The following is a 19,757-nucleotide window of genomic DNA, read 5'->3' as shown; positions in this document are numbered from 1 at the left end:
AAGGAATTCATCATTGGCTTTGACGATTAAAAATCGGCTTAAAGTAGTTTATTTAAAGGAGACCTGGATATGTCAGAAACAAACACTCAAACGCAATCTGCAGTAGCTCCGGATCAGCAAGCTCTTCTTGAAAAGCTAGCTAACCCGGAAGTACAGGCATCACTGAACACGTTAGTGGATCAGCTTCCGCAGCTAACTGAATTAGTGAATACTTTAACAAAGTCCTATGCATTTACGAAACAGCTTGCAACAGATGAAGTGTTCAAAAGCGATATCGTGAACGCAACAACTGAAATTGTTGGACCAGTCATTGAAGGTGCAAGAACGATCGCACTTAACGCTGTTGAAGCGAGTGACCGTGCTGAGCAAAGCAATGAGGTTATCGGTGTTTTTGGACTAATGAAAATGCTAAAGGATCCTCAAGCGCAAAAGCTTTTCCGCTTCATTAACGCTTACTTACAAGTTGCTAACGAGCGTGAGCGTAATCAAAAATAGTAGAAACAATTTATCGTATGGACGGAGGACTAGCTATGTCTAAACATATTGTTATTTTGGGTGCAGGTTATGGCGGTATTCTTGCTGCGCAATCTGTTCGCAATTACATGGACAAAAACCAAGCAAAAGTTACAGTTGTTAACCAATACCCTACTCACCAAATCATTACTGAGCTTCATCGCCTTGCTGGCGGTACAATTAATGAAGAAGCCGTTGCGATTCCTTTAAAAACGCTTCTTAAAGGCTATGATGTTAATCTTAAAATCGCTAAAGTGTCTTCCTTCTCTGTAGACAACAAAGAAGTTAAGCTTTCTGATGGTTCTACACTTTCTTATGATGCACTCGTTGTTTCTCTTGGAAGCCAAACTGGCTACTTCGGTATCCCAGGCCTTGAAGAAAACAGCATGGTGCTTAAATCTGTTGATGATGCGAATCAAATCAACAAGCACATCGAGGATCGTATTAAAGCTTATGCTCAAAGTGGCAATGAAGCTGATGCAACGATCGTTATCGGTGGCGGTGGTCTAACAGGCGTTGAGCTTGTTGGTGAAATCGTGGATAACTTCCCGAAAATCGCTAAAAAATATGGGGTGCCATTCCATAACCTAAAAATCAAGCTGATCGAAGCTGGTCCAAAAATTCTTCCAGTACTTCCAGATCATTTGATCGAGCGTGCAACAGAAAGCTTAGCTAAACGCGGTGTTGAATTTATTACTGGCGTTCCTGTTACAGGCGTTGTTGGCAACAAAATCGAGCTTAAAACAGGCGAATCTATTGAAGCTAATACATTCGTATGGACAGGCGGCGTAGCTGCACTTCCAATCGTTGCGGAATCTGGTCTTGAATGCGACCGTGGTAAAGCAGCAGTTAACGATTTCCTTCAATCTAAATCCCACAACGATGTATTCGTTGTTGGTGACGCTGCACTTGCTTTCCCAGAAGAAGGCGGACGCCCATACGCGCCAACAGCACAAAACGCTTGGCAAATGGGTGAGCTTGCAGGCTACAACCTGTATGCTTACTTCAATGGCAAAGAAATGGAGAAATTCAGCCCAGTTAACTCTGGTACGCTTGCTTCTCTTGGCCGTAAAGATGCGGTTGCTACCGTTGGTGCAAGCAACACTGCGCTTAAAGGTATCTCTGCAACGTTGATGAAGGAAGCAAGTAACATCCGTTATTTGTCTCATATTCATTCTATGCGCACTGCGCTTCATACAAAGCTATAGTAGCTTAAAGCGTAATGGCTACGTATTAGCCTGAGCATTTCCCGCAGCCATCCTGTCCACTGACATGATGGCTGCTTTTTATTACGTGGCAGCATTAAGGAGCTTAACTTCATGAATCAAAATCAATGGTCATCTGGTCTGATGTCCGCATTAATGGCATGCACGGGCGGAGCAATTCTTGTTGTACATAGTGCCAATCATCTTGGACTTAATGAACGACAGCTACTATCATGGCTTTTTGTTTGCTATGTTTTAGGTGGACTTTTCAATTTCTTCGTAGCTTGGCGTTATCGTCTACCTATTGCAGGGGCCCATTCTGTAACGGGCATCGCGTTTTTAAGCACTGCAGCCGTTCAGCTGACTTTGCCTCAGCTTGCAGGAAGCTTTATATTAATCGGGGTCATTATTGCCTTGTTAGGCTTTACCGGTATATTCTCAGTGGTCTTTAAGCATATTCCTAGACCGGTTATCGATGCTATGCTGGCAGGCGTTATTGCTCATTATATTGTTTCATTAATTCCAGCCTTTCAAAGCAATCCGATCGTTGGACTGTGTGCAGCTGTAGGATTCTTTGTAATGCCGAAGCTGGTAAAATCGCTGCCTGCTATCGTAGGCGTTATTGTATTCGGCCTAATCGGTTTGTTGTTTACTTACTCCTTCCCGGCTGTGGAGCGACTGACATATGAATGGCCTGTATGGATCGCACCCGAATTTACATGGCAAGGGTTTATATCAGTCGCCCTGCCGATCAGCATTCTTATTATTAGTAACGATATCGCTGTTGCTGTAGCATCATTAAACAAGCAAGGGTATAACACTCCTGTTAATCGAATTATCTCTTATTCAGGTATCGCTACAGGCATTGGAGGCCTCGGACTTGGGCATTCTATCAATATTGGTGGAATGATGACGACGATGTGCAGCAGTGATGAGACAGGGGCAAAGGATGAACGTTATCGAGCTGCCCTCTTATCTAGCGTTTTATGTATTCTTTTCGGGTTGTTCGCTTGGCTTATTATCCCGTACATTACACTGTTACCTGACTACTTTATTGCCAGCATTATTGGCTATTCGCTGCTCAATATTTTCTTAAATAGTATGCAATCATCGTTTGGTAATAAGCAGTATCGGTATTCTGTCCTTTTTGCATTTATTATTTCCGTGTCTGGTGTAACGATGCTTGGTATTTCAGCTGCGCTTTGGTCATTGCTAATCGGTACAATCATCGCTTTCCTGCTTAAGGAGCATCGACCTACAGCCGCTGAGCAAGCGGAAGGTTAACCGTAAGCGGTGTAGAAGACAGCCACAGCCACTATCCATTGATCATTAATCTTGTTACGAGGAGGGATGAACCGTGGAAACAGAAACGAAAATATCCAAGCTGGCAGAAGAGATAACCGCTGCAAAGCATATCGTCGTGTTATCCGGAGCAGGCATTAGTACGGCTAGTGGTATTCCTGATTTCCGATCGGAGAATGGTGTTTATTCGAAGTTTGAGCGTGTGGAGCATTTATTATCTGAAACGTACTATCACCAGCATCCAAAAGAGTTCTGGATCAATTTCAAGAATATTTTTCAGCTCCAGCATATGGATAGCTACGAGCCGAATGCTGCACATACACTGCTCGCTGAGCTTGAGAAGCTGGACAAGAAAGTAACGATTGTCACGCAAAACGTTGATGGACTACATCGTAAGGCTGGCAGCACACATATCCTCGAGGTGCATGGAACGATTGCAAGTGCACATTGTCCAAAGTGCAAAGCGAGCTATTCGCTAGCCCATGTGCTGCAGCAGGAAGTACCGCGCTGCTTCAGCGATAACTTCATTCTAAAGCCGGATGTTGTGTTGTTTGGTGGCGGTGTGCAGCACCTAGAAGAAGCATATGAGGTTACTCAGCATTGTGACCTGTTTCTCACGCTAGGCTCCTCACTAGAGGTATATCCCATCAAGGAGCTCCCTTATTATGCTTCTCGTGCCGAGCGTCCGACTACAGCGATTATCAACATGACGGCCACTCCCAAGGATGATCTGTTCGATCTTGTTATTCATGATGAGCTTGTAGCTACATTCACGGAGCTGCGGAAGCTGCTGAATAAGTCTTAAGCGGTCAGCAATAGAGATCGTTCTAAACCTACGAGGAATCGAGTAGGAGGGGGCGGCTAGCCCCCGTCCTCTCACACCACCGTGCATACCGTTCGGTACACGGCGGTTCATGTCATATTCCGCAAAAGACTGTATCTGTCCGTTGAACTTCTCAGTCCAAGAGATGACCAATATTGGTTGTTCATTGACCGATGAAGAATCGGACTACATGCAATTCGCCAGTGTTTCTTCCTCGAATTTCCCCATTCATGTGCCTTTTGTTTCGAAACGCCTAACGACAGCAGTTTTCTGACCTTTGTCTTCGGCTGCTTCCATTCTTTCCATATACACATTCGAAGCCTTCTTCTTATCCATTCGTCCAACGCTTGGAACACACTTTTCGTATCGGCTAATGCATAATAACCGCACCAGCCTGTGAGATATTGATTAAGTTCCTTTATTCGTAGTTCGATCGGGATTGGCTTACTCCGAGAGGTGATCGCTTTAATCTTTGTTTTCACTCGATCCAGTGATAGCTTTGCGATCTTTATTCGCGGATTTTTCTTCTCCCAGCTGAACGTGAAACCTAGAAATTTACGCCTCCATGGACGGTCAACCGCGCTTTTCTCTCGGTTAACTTTCAACTTCAGTTTTCCTTCGATGAATGCAGTAATGGAGCTCATCACTCGTTGTCCTGCCTTCCACGTTTTCACATAGATGTTGCAGTCGTCGGCATATCTCACGAAACGAAGGTTCCTCTTTTCCAGTTCCTTATCTAACTCGTCTAGGACGATGTTCGATAATAGCGGACTAAGTGGACCTCCTTGCGGAGCCCCTTCCGTTGTCGCTTGAACGAGACCTCCTTCCATTACTCCCGCTTGCAGATAGCCGCGAATAAGTTTCAGCACCATTTTGTCTGTCACTCGTTCCGCTAGTTTTGCCATTAAGCGGTCGTGATGGATTCGGTCGAAGAATTTCTCCATGTCAATGTCTACCACAATGCGGTATCCCTCTTCCATGTAGCTTCGTGCTTTCCTTACCGCATCATGCCCTCGCCGTTGTGGGCGAAATCCATAACTTTGCTCGGAAAACGTTGGGTCAAATACAGGCGTTAATACTTGGATGATTGCTTGTTGAATGAGGCGATCTGTCACCGTAGGTATGCCTAAGAGCCGAGTTCCACCGTTCGGTTTCGGGATTTCGACCCGACGGACTGGACTCGGTTCATACGCTCCTTTCTTTATGCTTTCACGAATGGTTTGCCAATGTTGTACGAGGTGTCTGCGTAAATCTTTTACCGACATGCCATCTACGCCGTGGCTTCCTTTATTCGCTTCGACCCTCGCTAGCGCCGATAGCATATTTTCTCGTGACAGTATTTCTTCGATCATCCTTAGATACAACTCCCTTGCGTGAATGATTCTTTCTCTTTGTGCCGCTGATGAGCTCTGCCCTTCCGAGTACCCTCGCGTATTCACCGCTACTTTCCTCAGATAAGTCCTTTCGGATTGTCTGCTTTCATCGCCCATCCTCGAACGCCAAGATTCTTCATTCCTATTCCATGTTCGGTCCTTCCGCTAGCTGTTGCAACAGCCTGCGTACTATGACCTCTGCTGACTTCTGTACGTTCAGCTCGCCCTCGTGGGCAAGGTTACGAAGTTCACTTCGCATTCCGCACAGATCTCCCCAGGTAAGAACGCTATCTTCCTCTCCATCTATCTGCTTCATTTACTCTCGTACGCCTTCGGCAGTATGGACTTCAGTTTGTGCAGCAACCTCATCCAACGTACGCTAGCCTTGTATGAAGTTCGTGTCCCTCAGACCGGAGATTTGCCGCTGGCTTCCTTCAGATTCCACCTCGCGATGGACACCCTTGCCTTAAGCTATGGCTACTTGGATTGTCAACAGTAAATCAGACAACTTTTTTAAGGGCTTCTTGGCGATACTGAACAGGCGTCATATAGTCTAAGGTTCCATGAATACGATGCTTGTTGAACCAGTTAACGTAATCGTATAATTCCAATTCCAAATGACGAAGGCTCTGGAAGTTCATCTGGTTCACAAACTCTGTTTTCATGATCTTGTAGGTAGCTTCAGCCACTGCGTTGTCGTATGGACAGCCTTTCATACTTAGTGATCGACCAATTTCAAACGTCTTTAAAAGCTCGTCCATCTTTTGATTTTTGAACTCGCTGCCACGGTCGGTATGAAACCATTGAATCTGACGCAGATCACCCTTAACGGTCGCAAAGGCGCGTGTAATCAGGGCCGCGTCCTTGTTCGGGCCTGCACTATGACCAATAATTTCTCGATTAAATAGATCCACCAGCACACAAATGTAATGCCATCGGCTCTGGACTTTTACATACGTCAAATCACTGACCACGAAGCGTTTCGATTCCGTTTGTTCAAACTCGCGCTTCAGGACATTCGCCGTTGCAGCTTCGTTACAGTCCGTTTTAAGGGGCTTATATTGTGCCACCGTGTAGGTGGAAACGAGCCCTTGCTCTTTCATGATGCGACCAATGCGGCGCCTGGAGACGATAAACCCTCGCTCGCGGAGCTTCACTTTGATCTTGCGTGTGCCGTAGGCTTTTCGATTCTTGAGAAAGATATCTACAATAGCTCCAGTGATATCGTCCTCAGTATTCCGTTCTTGGGCGTCGTAATAGAATGTACTTCTTGCGATTTGCAGGACGTCGCACATTGCTGATACCGAGTATTTATCACGGTTATTCTGGATGATAGCTACTTTCGTCCCATGATCAGCGCGGCTTGCTTTAAAATGTCGTTCTCCATCTTGAGTCGTTGAATCTCTTTACGCATGGCAATGAGCTCATTTTCTTCCGAAGAGCGATTGTCCTTCTCCTTGAAGGAGCCCGTTGTCTGAGCTTGGTTGATCCAGCGGTCCAAAGCAGAAGCTGTAAGGTCATATTCTTCCACAATCGCTGCTCTGGTTTTCCCATTTTCGTAGAGCTGCACCATTTGCTTTTTGAATTCAGTCGTAAACGTACGTCGTTGTTTTTTAGGCATTGTAGAGATCCGCTCCTTAATATAATAGTTTTATTCTACAAGCCCTTATTTTTTCTGTCCAACTTAGTGTAGCCGATCCAACTACTGCCTTCACCATTCGGGACTTGAACCCTAGAGATAGCGCCCATGCTGGGCACACTGCTAAAAGTACTCCGCCATCTACATTGTGGCGGAGTACTTTTTTATTTTATTATTGGTACGGTATTTAAGCTCTACTAGGTTAGCTTTACTTAAACTTAACGTACATATAACGGATGATAAACCAATGCTAATCGTATATATAAATCAATCCTACTAAATTTGATCCCGCTGCTAAAAAAGCACATAATAGTACTAGATATGTACTAGATTTCTTCATGCTTATCAATGATCGTCATCACCTACTTTTTATAAATGATTGATCTTCCGAAAGGAGTCTGCGTTAAACTATGCGAAAACGTTATGTGAATTTAGATGGCTCGACGAATGCCAAGTCTTTCTCTCAGATGCAGCAATGGCAGAAGGAACGACGCGCTAAGAAAAAGGATTTATCGTTTCAGCTGCCTCGCGTCGCTCCTGACATTGATTTTTTAACGAATAACCGCGAGCAAACATCCGTCACCTTTATCGGGCACTCCACCTTTCTTATTCAGCTTGGCGGATTGAATATCGTGACAGATCCAGTGTGGGCAGCACGTATGGGCTTTGGTGCAAGATTGAATGCTCCTGGCGTGCCGATCGATCAGCTGCCTCCGATTGATGTCGTTGTTTTATCACATGCACATTACGATCATCTTCATCTAGCTAGCTTAAAACGACTGCCAGGAGATTATATGCTCCTAGTTCCCGAAGGCTTAGGAGATTGGGCGAGACGCAAAGGCTTTGCTCGTGTAGAGCAGCTATCGTGGTGGTCAGAAAAGCAGATCGGAGAGGTAACCTTTGGCTTTGTGCCTGCCAAGCATTGGACGAGACGTACACCTTGGGATATGAATTCGTCACATTGGGGTGGCTGGGTGATGCAGCACCAGCAGCAGTGCATATACTTTGCCGGTGACAGCGGCTATGATGATTTATTCTCTAAAATAGGTGAGCGCTACAGCAATATATCCGTTGCTTTGATGCCAATCGGGGCATATGAGCCGGAGTGGTTTATGCGTGATTCGCATATGTCGCCAGAGGAAGCGGTGCAAGCGTTCATTGATATTGGTGCAAGCATATTTGTGCCGATGCATTATGATGCTTTCCATCTTGCTGATGATACGCCTAAGGAAGCACTTGATCGGCTACTTGCTGAGTGGATTAAACGTGAACTGCCAGCTGAGCGGCTTTGGACGATGGAGCTGGGGAGAACAAAGATATGGAATAAAGACTTCGAAATGGTATGATCAAGCATTTCAACTATCAGATTGGCATTATATTGTAATATTAGAAAGGATAGAGGTTCTAGAAGTCTATGAGCCTCTATCCCTTTTTTACTCATTTACATGGTAAGAAACTAGAACTGCTTTAGTTTAACAAGCTTTTTATAGCTTCAACTACGACATGCGGCTGATAAATCTGAATGGAATGCCAGCTATCCTCTACCATTATTCGTTTCGTTCGTTTCGTTAAGTTTAACAGTTCCTCTTGACTCTTTTTCCAATCCTCGCTTTGTTTTCCAGCTGATAGAACGATGACAGGCATATCCTCCTTGAGCGGAGGAGCATTTTTCAACTGAACGGCACTTTCTTCTGTACAAATCAATTCCAAATATACGGCTCTAAAGGCTTTATTACTACGCCCTAAGGCAGTTACTTTACTTTGAATATGAGTAGGTAGCCTATTTGCCCCGATATGTCTTTTCAATAATCGCGGAAGGCCAATGGGCGACAATAAATAACCCAGTCTAAACAACCTCAGATTCTTTTCTCTTTCCACGTTTCTGTGTTGGCTCATGCTATCATCGAGATATCGGCTTTCATGAGTCGAGTCAACAAGGATTAGCCCCTTCACTTCCTCTGGATGTTGGGCTGCAAATAACCTCATCATCATTCCACCGTATGAATGCCCGACAAGGATGTACGGCGGTTTGAGATTCATTTCGTTTAGCAATAGACGTAGCTCCTGAACATAATTTTGGCAAGTAGCTCGATCCATTGCTCCTGTACTCCAACCAAAACTAGAACGGTCATAAGAGATTACTTTTGTATGTTTTGATATTTCTGGCTGAACTAGCGACCAATCTAATGAGAAGCCACCCATGCCAGACTCTAGTATTACGGTCGGTTGATCATGTTTAGTCTCTCCAGTAACGACTGCATGCAGACTACGTTGACCTATGCGATAGAGCTGCCCTTTTGGTTTGTTCTTATGTAGCTGATATTGGGTAACCAGAGTTTGACAAATGGATAATGGGAAACCAACTACTGATATTGCTGAACGAACACTTCTTTCGATAAAAGGTATCTGAGCCATACTGCTCCCCCTAATCATGAACTATTATTATTCAGGTCATTCAATGTCAGTTAAGGAACGTTCTTGGATTTTTCTCAAGGTTCGTACTCATTACTCGTTCCTTCCTAATCATATACAGGTACTGTTGTTAAACTTACCAGATAATGTTTCTTTTATTTTTATCTAAAAGAACTACACCGTCATCTTTCCCACCTAGTAAATTCGAAGATCAACTACATATCCGTTTACCTACAACAAAAATAATAGAAGGGTTCACTCCCAAGTCATTATGACAGGAGTGAACCCTTTTATCTAATGCGTCATCGGTGTCTACCGATCGCCATACAAAAGATTAACCACTTTTTTTGTATCATCTTCCGATTGAGCTGGTGCGATGATGTAATGGTTGTCGTCGTTTAAGTGGATCGAGAAATATTGTAGATCTTCAGCTATTTTTATATCTCCAGACATTCTGTTGAGATTAGATGACAATGCAGCGATGTAGCTCCCGCTCCCCTTGTCAGAAGAAATAATTTTGTGCGTAGTCCCATCTATTATCACTTCACCACTTAATTTGTAGTTGGAGAAAAACTTTCTCAACGAAATATCGACTTCAACTGTAACATTCTGCTCACTTATCGTGGTTGGGATTGTTTGACCATCCTCGATAATGAAATTCTCCACATACATCCCAGGAAGCTCTGTAGCTATCTTTTCATACTTAATATTAGAACCGATAAAAAGAATGATAAGTACACAGACAAGGATTAGTATTGGCCATAATATTTTTTTCTTCAAGATAGTTGCCTCCTGTTTATTTCATTCTTAATACATATGCGCGATAAAAGTAGGGTTATGCAAGTTAATAGTGATTTGATCATTCCCCATGGATTTACTTTTCAGTTTAACTTTCGTTAAGGTTCTCTTATCTGCATACCCATTATTGTATGCAGAATTGGCAAGCGAAAGTGAATTGTTATAGTCACCATATTCTGTTAGGTTGCCGTCAGTACCATCGTTATATATTTGGTTGTTGCGGATAATGTACGCGTCAACATTATATGCCACATTTACATAGTTTGTAGATAATGCAAAGAACCAGTACTCACTCGATGTGTTGTATACAAATACAAACTTAACCGTAGTTAGCGTTTGCAAGTGTGCCACCGTTGCATCACCAGTGGAAGAAATGGAGTTCGTAGGTTTGCTAGAGAACAATAACTCCCATGGCAGCAAGTCGAATTTCTTAAGGGAAGCCCCGATTAATTTATCTACATAAATAGACAGGACTTCATTTATCCAATAGGTCGCTTGCGTGCTTCCCGAGCTAAATTGGCTATAGACCGTTTTTGTTTGGTTTTTACTAAGGTATGGATCATTGCCTTTGTACATGAAAGTTAGATGGTATTGTGTTTTACCAGAGTAAGTCGTTGCATACCCTGTGACATTATACATGTAATTCCATGTATCAATAATATCTTCCATTTCATCATAAATGCTGCTCGTTGAATAATCTAGTTGAAGTTTATCCTCGAAAGCTTCCGGATTGCTTTTTAGGAATTCTAGTAACAATTCTTTAGAAGGTTTCTCAACGCCTAATTTAGCTAACTGTGTATCAATAGATTGCATCTCTGCATCAATTTGTGACATTCGAGCATGCGAGGAATCAAGTATAGATTTTTTGTTCGTAGCCGTTGCGTAGTTTTTTGAGATATATTCATTCTTTTTCTCTAGGATTAGTTTTTCATTGTTGAGTTTCATAATCTCCGTTTCAAGCTGTTCGATTTGCTTCACAGCAGCTGTACTTACCGGTTTCAGACCAGATAGCTTACTGTCAGCAGAACGAAGATCGAAGGAATTTGCTGAGGCTGTTGGTGCGACCAGTAAAAAGACTAAAACAAAAGACAGGATAACATTTAACCTACGTTTTGTACCTAACATGAAATCAACTCCTATTATATAGTATATCTGAATCATCTCAGATGGTAATAGGATAGCATTACTAATCATAGTATCGAATAATCTGTCATAAGTTTACATTTTTACATCATATTCGGATGTTTTTATAGGCCTTATTCATCTTAACTGTTACTTATTACCTAACACTGTAAAGGTAGAATCATTACGGAAGCATACATTCTTCACCAAGAATCCGCGACGCTGCACATGTAATTTCAGTTATTCCGAAAAACAAATAATTTTTTTTGTGGAATAACTGGCTTATAGTTACAGACTGGATAGAATAAGTTTTAGACTGAACACTTAATTGAAACAGCGACAGCCAAGGATGAGAAAATAAAATCCAAGACTGTGACTGTTTCAGTGTACTACTATTCTCCTTTAAACAATCAACTTCTCCATTTTCGCAATATTTAATGTCATTAAGGATAGACGTTCAACATCATAACAATCTAAAAACAGCTTACGATCTCTGTAAGCTGTTTTTAGATATCAAGGTAATCAAAGAAAGGAGATTAATAAGGATGGATTATATACTACTATGGAAGATATGGAGAGAATAGATAAATAGTATGCACTTGCTGAGAAAGAGATTGACATTATTTAATCGACATTATTGGCGCGGAAATGGTATGTTATATTTTTTGCGGAAAGGATACCTGCCACTGCATAGCAGTGGCAGGCGGTAATGACTATTTTAACTTCACTCGTTGTAAACGTAGTGCGTTCAATACAACGGACACAGAGCTGAATGCCATCGCTGCGCCCGCTACCCATGGAGCAAGCAACCCGATGGCCGCAATTGGAATGCCGACTGTATTATAGGCAAATGCCCAAAATAAATTCTGTTTAATATTACGCATCGTTTTGCGACTCATACCAATCGCATCGGCTATACTGTTTAAGTCGCCTCGAATTAGTGTAATATCTGCAGCCTCCATCGCAACATCAGTACCTGTGCCAATCGCCATCCCGATATCCGCTGTTGCAAGTGCAGGAGCATCATTAATCCCGTCACCAACCATCGCTACCTTCTTGCCCTGCTGCTGCAGCTTTTTCACTTCTTCTGCTTTACCCTCAGGAAGCACTTCGGCAATTACAGCATTCACACCGACTTCTTTTCCGATAGATTGAGCTGTACGTTCATTATCACCAGTCATCATAATGACGTTGATGCCCATATCTTGCAGTCTGCGTATCGCCTCCCGCGATGTATCCTTAATCGTATCTGCTACAGCTACTAGACCTGCATATTGACCATTAACACCAGCTAGCATCGCAGTTTTTCCGTTACGCTCTAGCTCCTCCATCCGAGGGAGCACTGCTTGAATATCGATCCCATATTGCTGCATCAGATTCCTTGTCCCGACCACTACACCTTGACCAGATACCGTTGCGATCACACCGTAGCCTGGAATGGCCTCGAAGAATTGGACGTCGCCAAGTGCGATATCTTTCTCTTGAATCCCTTGAACGATTGCTTCCGCTAACGGGTGCTCCGATTGCTTTTCCGCTGCACCGATCAAAGATAAAAACTTCTCTTCGTCTTGACCACCTGCTACGAGAACATCTGTTAATACAGGCTTACCATGTGTAACAGTACCCGTCTTATCTACGACAACCGTGTCAATGCTTTGCGTTTGCTCTAAATGCTCCCCACCCTTGAACAGGATACCAAATTCTGCAGCTCGACCCGAGCCTGCCATAATTGAGGTTGGTGTTGCTAGGCCGAGAGCACATGGGCAAGCAATTACAAGTATTGCAATTAACACTTCAAGCGCTGGTGTAAATTCACCAGGTGTCACCCATATTATCCAAATGAGGAAGGTAACCATAGCAATCCCTACCACAATAGGGACAAATACTCCTGAAATTTGATCGGCCAACCGCTGAATCGGCGCTTTTGAACCTTGCGCATCCTCGACGACTTTTATGATTTGGGCTAGAGCGGTGTCACGCCCTACCTTTGTCGCTGTCATTTTAATTGAGCCATTTTTGTTGAGGGTTGATCCGAATAATAGATCGCCCGCCTGCTTATCTACTGGTAAGCTTTCTCCAGTTAACATCGATTCATCAACAGAGGTCATGCCTTCTAAAACTTCGCCGTCTACTGGAATTTTTTCGCCTGGCTTCACTAAGATCGTATCACCGATCACTACTTCCTCTAGCGGTATCTCTATTTCAGCTCCATCACGTATAACGACAGCTGTCTTGGCTTGGAGCCCCATTAGCTTCTTAATGGCTTCAGATGAACGTCCCTTTGCCCTTGCTTCAAACAATTTGCCTAACAGAATTAGTGTAATTAATACTGCACTTGTCTCAAAGTATAGGTGTGGACCGTGGTGCGTTCCGCTTGTTACAATCGCTTGATATACACTATAAAAATAGGCTGCTGACGTACCCATCGCAACGAGTACATCCATATTTGCACTACCATTACGAAGTGCTTTATAGGCACCTACATAAAACTGTCTTCCGATCATAAATTGAACCGGCGTCGCTAGCACCATTTGGAACCACGGATTCATAAGGAGATCCGGTACATATAAAAACGATGTAAATGAAAAGTGCCCCACCATCGTCCATAATAGCGGTAAAGATAAAATCGCTGATAGAATGAATTTGCGCTGTTGAGCTTTAATATGCTTTTCGCGGTGGTCGACTTGCTCTATCTCTTCTTGCTTCTGATGCGCGCCATAGCCTAGCTTCTCTACCCTTGCAATGATGTCGGCGATGGTTACTTCTGAAGGATTGTATTCAATCGTTGCTTTTTCAAGCGCTAAGTTAACGTTCGCTACTGCTACGCCATCTAATTTATTTAGCCCTTTTTCAATCCGAGTCGCGCAGGCTGCACACGTCATGCCGGTAATATCAAATTCTGCTTTTTGCTTTACAACGCCGTAGCCAAGTAGCTCAATTTTCTTCTCAAAGTCTTGCTCACTCAGTTTGGAAGGGTCGTACTTAATCGATGACTTTTCTAAAGCTAGATTAACCGTCGCTTGCTCAACACCATCCATCTTATTGAGTCCTTTTTCAATGCGTGTCGCACAGGCTGCACAAGTCATTCCAGTTATTTGAATACTCGCTTCCTTTATCGCTACACTTTTGTCTGCTGTGCCCATAATCATGTTCACCTCTTCTATATCGAATACCCCTCTGGGGTATGTAAGTTTGAAAATAATAGAGTGCTTCTATAGCACTCTATTCTACCCCGTAGCCTTGATCCTCAATCGTTGCTTTGATTGTGTCTAGGGATACTTGCGAATCATCAAAAGTTACGTCAACTTGACCAGCATCTAGCTTTACAGTAACAAGGTCTACACCTGCTAGCTGACCAACGCTACCCTCAACCGATTTTACACAATGTCCACAGGACATACCTTGTACATGTAATGTTACATTTTTCATCGTACTCTCTCCTTTATGTGTAGCATATCTGTGTCATACAAATACTCTATGGGGGTATAAGGAAGATAAAAAAAATATTTCCCTCTAGCTACGTTATCTTTTCATTAGCTTATGGATCGTCCCTACTAACTCGTCTAAAATCTCTTCATCGCCTTCAGAGAGACGATCTACTACACAGCCCTTGAGATGACCCTCAAGAAGAATTTTGGCAACACTATTTAAAGCAGATTGCGTAGCGGAAAGCTGCGTTATGACATCGTCACAGTAAGCATCCTTATCGATCATACCTTTAATGCCTCTAATTTGGCCTTCGATCCGATTTAATCGCGTCGTTAAATCCTTCTTCACGCGTTCAGGATGATGGCTCTTACGACAAGACGTACTATCCTCTGTATGGCAAGCTACTTCCTTCGATGTTTCCTCCATGTAAGTCAACCTCCTATCTTGATTTTATACTAGCATACCCTAGTAGGGTATGTAAAGTGGCAAATATACTACGACATGAAATTCTTTTTACCCTTTGTTTATTATGTAACTGCTCCATAAATCTAATGTCACTGCGCTTCTTCTACACAATGTAAAGAACCTACCTGTGACGGTAGGTTCTTTAATAAAACCATATGGATATACTGCTCACCAACCCAGATTTATACTCCCCGGAATCGTATCGTTGATTTACATGTAATCAAAGCTTATTAAATAAAGTAAATCAGCCTAAGTACAATGCTCTTGACCACCTTATTCCTTTACGCCACCAAGTGCCACGCCTGCAATAATATATCTCGACAACAGGAAGTAGAACACAAATAGTGGCAATACCGTTAGGGAGAGACCTAAGTAGATCGATCCAAACTCCGTTCTATAAATATCTCCCCGCAGTAAGCTAACCATAATAGGTAAGGTATACTTATCCTTCTGTGTTAGTAGAATAAGCGGTGTAAATAGATTATTCCAGCTAGCTACAAACACAAAGATAGCTTGCGTTGCCAGCGCTGGTACCATAATTGGTAGAATAATTTTATTGTAGCCATAAAACTCACCTGCACCATCAATACGCGTTGCCTCTACAATTTCGAGTGACAGCGTAGCAAGCAAATATTGACGCATGAAAAACACGACTGCCGGCGACGCTATTGCAGGTAATATCAGAGGAAGAAAGTTGTTTGTCCAACCTAGCTGGTACATAAATTGAAAGAAACCTATCGCACTCGCCTGCGCTGGAATCATCATGACGCACAGAATAAAAGAAAAGAATGGCTGACGAAGCTTCCAGTTGTACGCAACAAGCCCATACGCGGTTAGTGCAGAGAAGTAAACTGCGCTTATCGTTGTTCCTGCAGAGACAATAAACGAGTTTAAGAATCCCTTGAACGGATCAAAGCTTTTATCAAGCAATACATTCCAGTTCGTCCATAAATGCGTGGACGGTATTAATGAAAGGCCGCTCTGTATCTCCGGTGTAGAGCGTGTAGCATTGATAAACATAATATAAAAAGGCACGATACTAAGTAAGGCGAAGAAGATACATACCGCGTATACGATAGCCTTGTTTATAGAGAAAGATTTTTTGTTCAGCAATGTCTCCATGAATTACACCTCTCTTGCGGCCGCTTTTGCAGCTTTTCTATTCTTCTTTTCTGCTTTCTTCAGTTCTGCTGCATCGCGGTCACGCATGAAGTAGAACAGAATTAAGGAAAGCACTACAGCGATAATGAACATAATCATGCTCGCTGCCGCAGCACGATTATACATATAGGTTCCTCTGAACGCTTGGTTATAAATGAACACAGATGCCGTCTGCGTAGCATTATCTGGTCCGCCTGCTAAGAACAGCTGCGGAATATCAAACATTTGCAGGCCACCAATCATCGATGTAATAAGCACATACAGAAGAATTGGTTTCAAGATCGGTAACGTAACACGGAAGAAGGTTTGTACATCTGAAGCACCGTCAATCGTTGCCGCCTCAAAGAGAGTTGGATTAATTCCCATTACACCTGCAATTAGAATGATCATTGTATTTCCATACCACATCCAAAATTGGATAAACCCAACTAGACCACGAGCAGTCGCTTTATCTTGTAAAAAATTAATTGGCGATTCTGATATTCCCACCAACTCATAGAAGCTGTTCACGGGTCCCATTGGATAGGCAAATAAAGCACTAAATAATACAGCAATTGTACCTGCTGTAATGATATTCGGCATATAAAGCAAAACCTTAAATGTGCCTTGACCTTTAATATTAAGGCGACGATTAGTAAACCATGCAGTAAGCAATAATGCCAATACGATCTGTGGAATAAAGTTAATAATCCAGATTAGGCCAGTGTTGTATAGTGATTTCTTAAAGGAAGCGTTGTCAAAGAGCAAGTCCTTAAAGTTCTGGAAAGGATTATCGAGAAATTGGATAGGCTTAGGGATTACTCCCTTCATATCAGTAAACCCAATGATCGCAGTATATAAAGTTGGGTATAACGAGAAAACTGCGAACGCTATAACAAACGGTAAGCAGAAGATATAGCCATATTTTGCATAGCTGACTCCTTTTTGCCGCATCTATACCACCTCATAAGTTGAAATAAGGGGCGGGAATACTTCTCGCCCCTTTGTTACTATTCTATTCGCTTTCGATACCCAATTGGTCTTTCACCTGTGCTTTGAAATCAGCAAGTGCTTGCTCACGGCTCTTGTTGCCCGCTGTGTATTCACGAACTTGATCACGCCAGATTAAGTTAATAGATTCGTCATACTGTGTTAAGTTTTTACCTGTTGCATTAGCGTTAGCTGGAACGAATACATCAAACATATTCTGTCCGCCTAACAAATCAACTTCACCGTTAGATTTATCCATAACAACAGAGGATGCTACGCTATCCTTCGTACCTTGCTCGCCTTCCTTCATTGTTCCATTAGCCCAGAAATATTGAAGTCCTGTGTCTGAAGAATCAAGTGTTACCCACTCAATGAAGTCAGCCACTGCTTGCTTCTTAGCTTCATCTTTTAGAACATTTTGGTTAGCTAGCAGCCATGTACCGCCCCAGAAGAAACCTTCAGGAGATTCAGCAATCGCCCAGTCGCCATGCGTATCTTTTACTTGACCGTTCATTACGTAGTTAATAAGCCATGCCGGTCCGAAGAATCCGAAAATTGGTTGGCTTCCAGTACCAGACATGTCTGCATACCATGATTCCGTCCAGTCTTCTGTATCGTTATGATAGCCATTATCTTTAAGTAGTTTTGCTTTATCCAAGAAATCCTCACGCTTAGGATCGATATGAAGCTTGCCATCTACAACCCAGCCTTTATCGGAACTGTTCTCAAATGCGTGCCAAATATCGCCGTCACCAGAAACAATACCGTAGCCTTTTTCTTTTAATTTTGCAGCTGCTTCAAAGAATTTATCCCAGCCAGGGCCGATTTCATTTTTAATAACTGCCGGATCATCCGTTCCAAATGTATCTTGAGCTAAGGAACGACGATAAATAAATGCTCCACCAGTCGCTTGATAGCCAAGAGCTTTCAGTTGACCTTCTTTACTACCGATATCAACCGTGTATTGAGCGATTCCAGCGTCCTTTACCATATCATCCGTTAATCCAAGATCTGCGTAATTAGCAGCGTAGTCTGACGCATCACCTTGAGAATATTTAAGAACAAATGCTGCTTCTGCTGCATAAATGTCTGGAGCGTCTTTTCCACCAGCCGCTAGTGCTTGGTCAAGTGCTGGTTGGTATGCCCCATCCGTTGTAGCAATAATAGTCGTATTAAATTCAACGTTAAGATCAGGATTCAGTTCAAGATATTTCGTTGTCATATTAGGAATTTCATCCGTAAAGCTCCAAAGATTGATCGTGATTTTTTCTCCGGAAGATGAATTCCCTGAGGATGAAGAATTGTCAGTAGTAGACGGAGTATTAGTAGAAGAATTGCCAGTGGATGAATTGCCATTGTTAGTTCCGTTGTTGCCACTACTGCAGGCTGCAAGCATAGATGCTAGTAAGACAATGATAGTAGTTAGAGTTAGAATGCGTTTCATAGTGAACCTCCCTTTATACCTCTTACTGTATTTTTGTAACCGCATTCATATTATAGTGCTTCTAAATAGTGGTTAAAAGGCAACGATATTGGGAAAAGTTCCAATATTATTGGGTCATTTCTTTTATACTTGTCATTTCCTTCCTATAATGTCTCGGGCTCATCCCTTCATTATCCTTAAATACTTGGATAAAGTATTTTGCTGTGCTATATCCTACCTTTTCAGCGATTTCCCATATTGGCATACTTGTCGTGATCAGCAGCTCCTTCGCTTTTTGTAATCGTGTGCGCGTCAAATAGTCACTAAACGTAACGCCTGTCTCCTCCTTGAACAGCACGCTGAAATAGCTCGCATTCAGATGGAAGTAGTCTGCTACCTGCTTCATGCTAATCGCTTCATGAAGATGCTCATCAATATAAGTCATCGCCATTTGAATTTGCGGGCCAAAACGAGCTTCCTCGCTTCGTACTTCAAGCAGCTTAGGGTCGACTAACTTCTCGATCGTATGAAGGCGTTCCATACTTCTATCAAGCTCTAACGCTTTTTGTATCGTTTCAATTAATAACGTTTTACCAATCGGCTTAACAAGGTATTCGAACACGCCAAGCTGCAGTGCTTTCTTCGCGTATTCGAACTCAGCATAGCCAGACATAACGATTACAACCGGTAATTGCCTATGCGAAGCCAATGCTTCTAGCATTTGAAGTCCGTTAATTTCTGGCATACGGACATCCGTAATAATAATATGAACGGTATTCTCCTCAAGCCACTTCAGTGCATCGACTCCACTCGGAGCCGTTTCAATCCGATGCTTGCCTGCTGACCAGACCTCTAACATTTTCTTTATGCCTAGTCTTGTGCGCAGCTCGTCATCTACAATTAATATCGTTTTCATAATAGTCAGTTCCCCCTTCTTGAATCTTGCTAATTGGACAAACATTATTAATAAACCCCGTTCCTCTACAATGTAGAGATACAGAATATCGAGTTTATATGTATTGGAATGTATTCAATTAATCCAATCACTTATGAAAGCGGTTTCAATACTTTACATTGAAAAACTAATCTACTAGTCGAAGTCACAATGCCTATAGCGTTCATC

General features: G+C 42.7%; 18 protein-coding genes. 5 read left to right on the top strand and 13 right to left on the bottom strand.

What is annotated here, in order from left to right; all coding sequences use genetic code 11:
- Positions 1 to 69 precede the first annotated feature (69 nt).
- The 4 genes from NSQ99_RS05500 to NSQ99_RS05485 all read left to right on the top strand — a co-directional run bounded on the left by NSQ99_RS05500 (position 70) and on the right by NSQ99_RS05485 (position 3,825).
- Positions 70 to 495 (top strand): DUF1641 domain-containing protein, encoded by a 426-nt coding sequence (locus NSQ99_RS05500; protein WP_251667690.1) that lies wholly within the window; start codon positions 70 to 72, stop codon positions 493 to 495.
- 35 nt (positions 496 to 530) lie between these two features.
- Positions 531 to 1,721, top strand: a complete 1,191-nt coding sequence (locus tag NSQ99_RS05495; protein ID WP_251667689.1) for an NAD(P)/FAD-dependent oxidoreductase — start codon at positions 531 to 533, stop codon at positions 1,719 to 1,721.
- Between the two features lie 111 nt (positions 1,722 to 1,832).
- Positions 1,833 to 3,002: a benzoate/H(+) symporter BenE family transporter gene (locus NSQ99_RS05490; RefSeq protein ID WP_340835620.1), complete on the top strand. Its 1,170-nt coding sequence runs from the start codon at positions 1,833 to 1,835 to the stop codon at positions 3,000 to 3,002.
- Positions 3,003 to 3,075: 73 nt separating this feature from the next.
- On the top strand, positions 3,076 to 3,825 hold the full coding sequence (locus NSQ99_RS05485; protein ID WP_340835619.1) for an NAD-dependent protein deacylase: 750 nt from the start codon (positions 3,076 to 3,078) through the stop codon (positions 3,823 to 3,825).
- A 107-nt stretch (positions 3,826 to 3,932) separates the two neighbouring features.
- Here NSQ99_RS05485 and ltrA read toward each other — a convergent pair whose 3' ends face one another.
- The 3 genes from ltrA to NSQ99_RS05470 all read right to left on the bottom strand — a co-directional run bounded on the left by ltrA (position 3,933) and on the right by NSQ99_RS05470 (position 6,837).
- Positions 3,933 to 5,195, bottom strand: coding sequence for a group II intron reverse transcriptase/maturase (gene ltrA / locus NSQ99_RS05480; RefSeq protein WP_340835617.1), 1,263 nt, complete (start codon positions 5,193 to 5,195; stop codon positions 3,933 to 3,935).
- Between the two features lie 163 nt (positions 5,196 to 5,358).
- Positions 5,359 to 5,532: a hypothetical protein gene (locus NSQ99_RS05475; RefSeq protein ID WP_251671621.1), complete on the bottom strand. Its 174-nt coding sequence runs from the start codon at positions 5,530 to 5,532 to the stop codon at positions 5,359 to 5,361.
- Between the two features lie 184 nt (positions 5,533 to 5,716).
- Positions 5,717 to 6,837 (bottom strand): IS3 family transposase gene (locus NSQ99_RS05470; protein WP_340835616.1). Its coding sequence is split into 2 segments (ribosomal slippage): positions 5,717 to 6,588 and positions 6,588 to 6,837, totalling 1,122 coding nucleotides; the frame shifts between segments, so codons are not numbered across the junction.
- 428 nt (positions 6,838 to 7,265) lie between these two features.
- Between NSQ99_RS05470 and NSQ99_RS05465 the strand changes: the two genes are divergently transcribed.
- Entirely contained in the window at positions 7,266 to 8,201 is a 936-nt protein-coding gene (locus NSQ99_RS05465) for an MBL fold metallo-hydrolase (RefSeq protein ID WP_251669062.1), read from the top strand.
- Between the two features lie 121 nt (positions 8,202 to 8,322).
- Here the strand turns inward: NSQ99_RS05465 and NSQ99_RS05460 are convergent, their stop codons facing one another.
- From NSQ99_RS05460 to NSQ99_RS05415, 10 genes are all read right to left on the bottom strand, one after another.
- On the bottom strand, positions 8,323 to 9,270 hold the full coding sequence (locus NSQ99_RS05460; protein WP_340835611.1) for an alpha/beta fold hydrolase: 948 nt from the start codon (positions 9,268 to 9,270) through the stop codon (positions 8,323 to 8,325).
- 309 nt (positions 9,271 to 9,579) lie between these two features.
- Positions 9,580 to 10,047 carry a hypothetical protein gene (locus tag NSQ99_RS05455; RefSeq protein ID WP_251669071.1) on the bottom strand — a complete coding sequence of 156 codons (468 nt, stop codon included), beginning with the start codon at positions 10,045 to 10,047 and terminating at the stop codon, positions 9,580 to 9,582.
- A gap of 27 nt (positions 10,048 to 10,074) precedes the next feature.
- On the bottom strand, positions 10,075 to 11,190 hold the full coding sequence (locus NSQ99_RS05450; protein WP_340835609.1) for a hypothetical protein: 1,116 nt from the start codon (positions 11,188 to 11,190) through the stop codon (positions 10,075 to 10,077).
- Positions 11,191 to 11,900: 710 nt separating this feature from the next.
- Entirely contained in the window at positions 11,901 to 14,330 is a 2,430-nt protein-coding gene (locus NSQ99_RS05445; RefSeq protein ID WP_340838732.1) for a heavy metal translocating P-type ATPase, read from the bottom strand.
- Between the two features lie 79 nt (positions 14,331 to 14,409).
- Positions 14,410 to 14,616, bottom strand: a complete 207-nt coding sequence (gene copZ / locus NSQ99_RS05440; RefSeq protein ID WP_340835608.1) for a copper chaperone CopZ — start codon at positions 14,614 to 14,616, stop codon at positions 14,410 to 14,412.
- 93 nt (positions 14,617 to 14,709) lie between these two features.
- On the bottom strand, positions 14,710 to 15,042 hold the full coding sequence (locus tag NSQ99_RS05435; protein WP_251669084.1) for a metal-sensing transcriptional repressor: 333 nt from the start codon (positions 15,040 to 15,042) through the stop codon (positions 14,710 to 14,712).
- Between the two features lie 312 nt (positions 15,043 to 15,354).
- A complete protein-coding gene (locus tag NSQ99_RS05430; protein WP_251669086.1) occupies positions 15,355 to 16,203 on the bottom strand; it encodes a carbohydrate ABC transporter permease in 849 nt (282 codons plus the stop codon).
- 3 nt (positions 16,204 to 16,206) lie between these two features.
- Entirely contained in the window at positions 16,207 to 17,175 is a 969-nt protein-coding gene (locus tag NSQ99_RS05425) for a carbohydrate ABC transporter permease (RefSeq protein WP_251669087.1), read from the bottom strand.
- 61 nt (positions 17,176 to 17,236) lie between these two features.
- Positions 17,237 to 18,655 carry a carbohydrate ABC transporter substrate-binding protein gene (locus tag NSQ99_RS05420; protein ID WP_251669089.1) on the bottom strand — a complete coding sequence of 473 codons (1,419 nt, stop codon included), beginning with the start codon at positions 18,653 to 18,655 and terminating at the stop codon, positions 17,237 to 17,239.
- Positions 18,656 to 18,761: 106 nt separating this feature from the next.
- Complete coding sequence (locus tag NSQ99_RS05415; protein ID WP_340835605.1) at positions 18,762 to 19,550, bottom strand: response regulator transcription factor; 789 nt, start codon at positions 19,548 to 19,550, stop codon at positions 18,762 to 18,764.
- Positions 19,551 to 19,757 lie beyond the last annotated feature (207 nt).

The sequence above is a fragment of the Paenibacillus sp. FSL W7-1287 genome, assembly GCF_038004245.1.
Taxonomy (GTDB): domain Bacteria; phylum Bacillota; class Bacilli; order Paenibacillales; family Paenibacillaceae; genus Pristimantibacillus; species Pristimantibacillus camelliae.
Note: the sequence above shows the minus strand (reverse complement) of the source record. Positions and strands in the feature narration are given on the sequence as shown.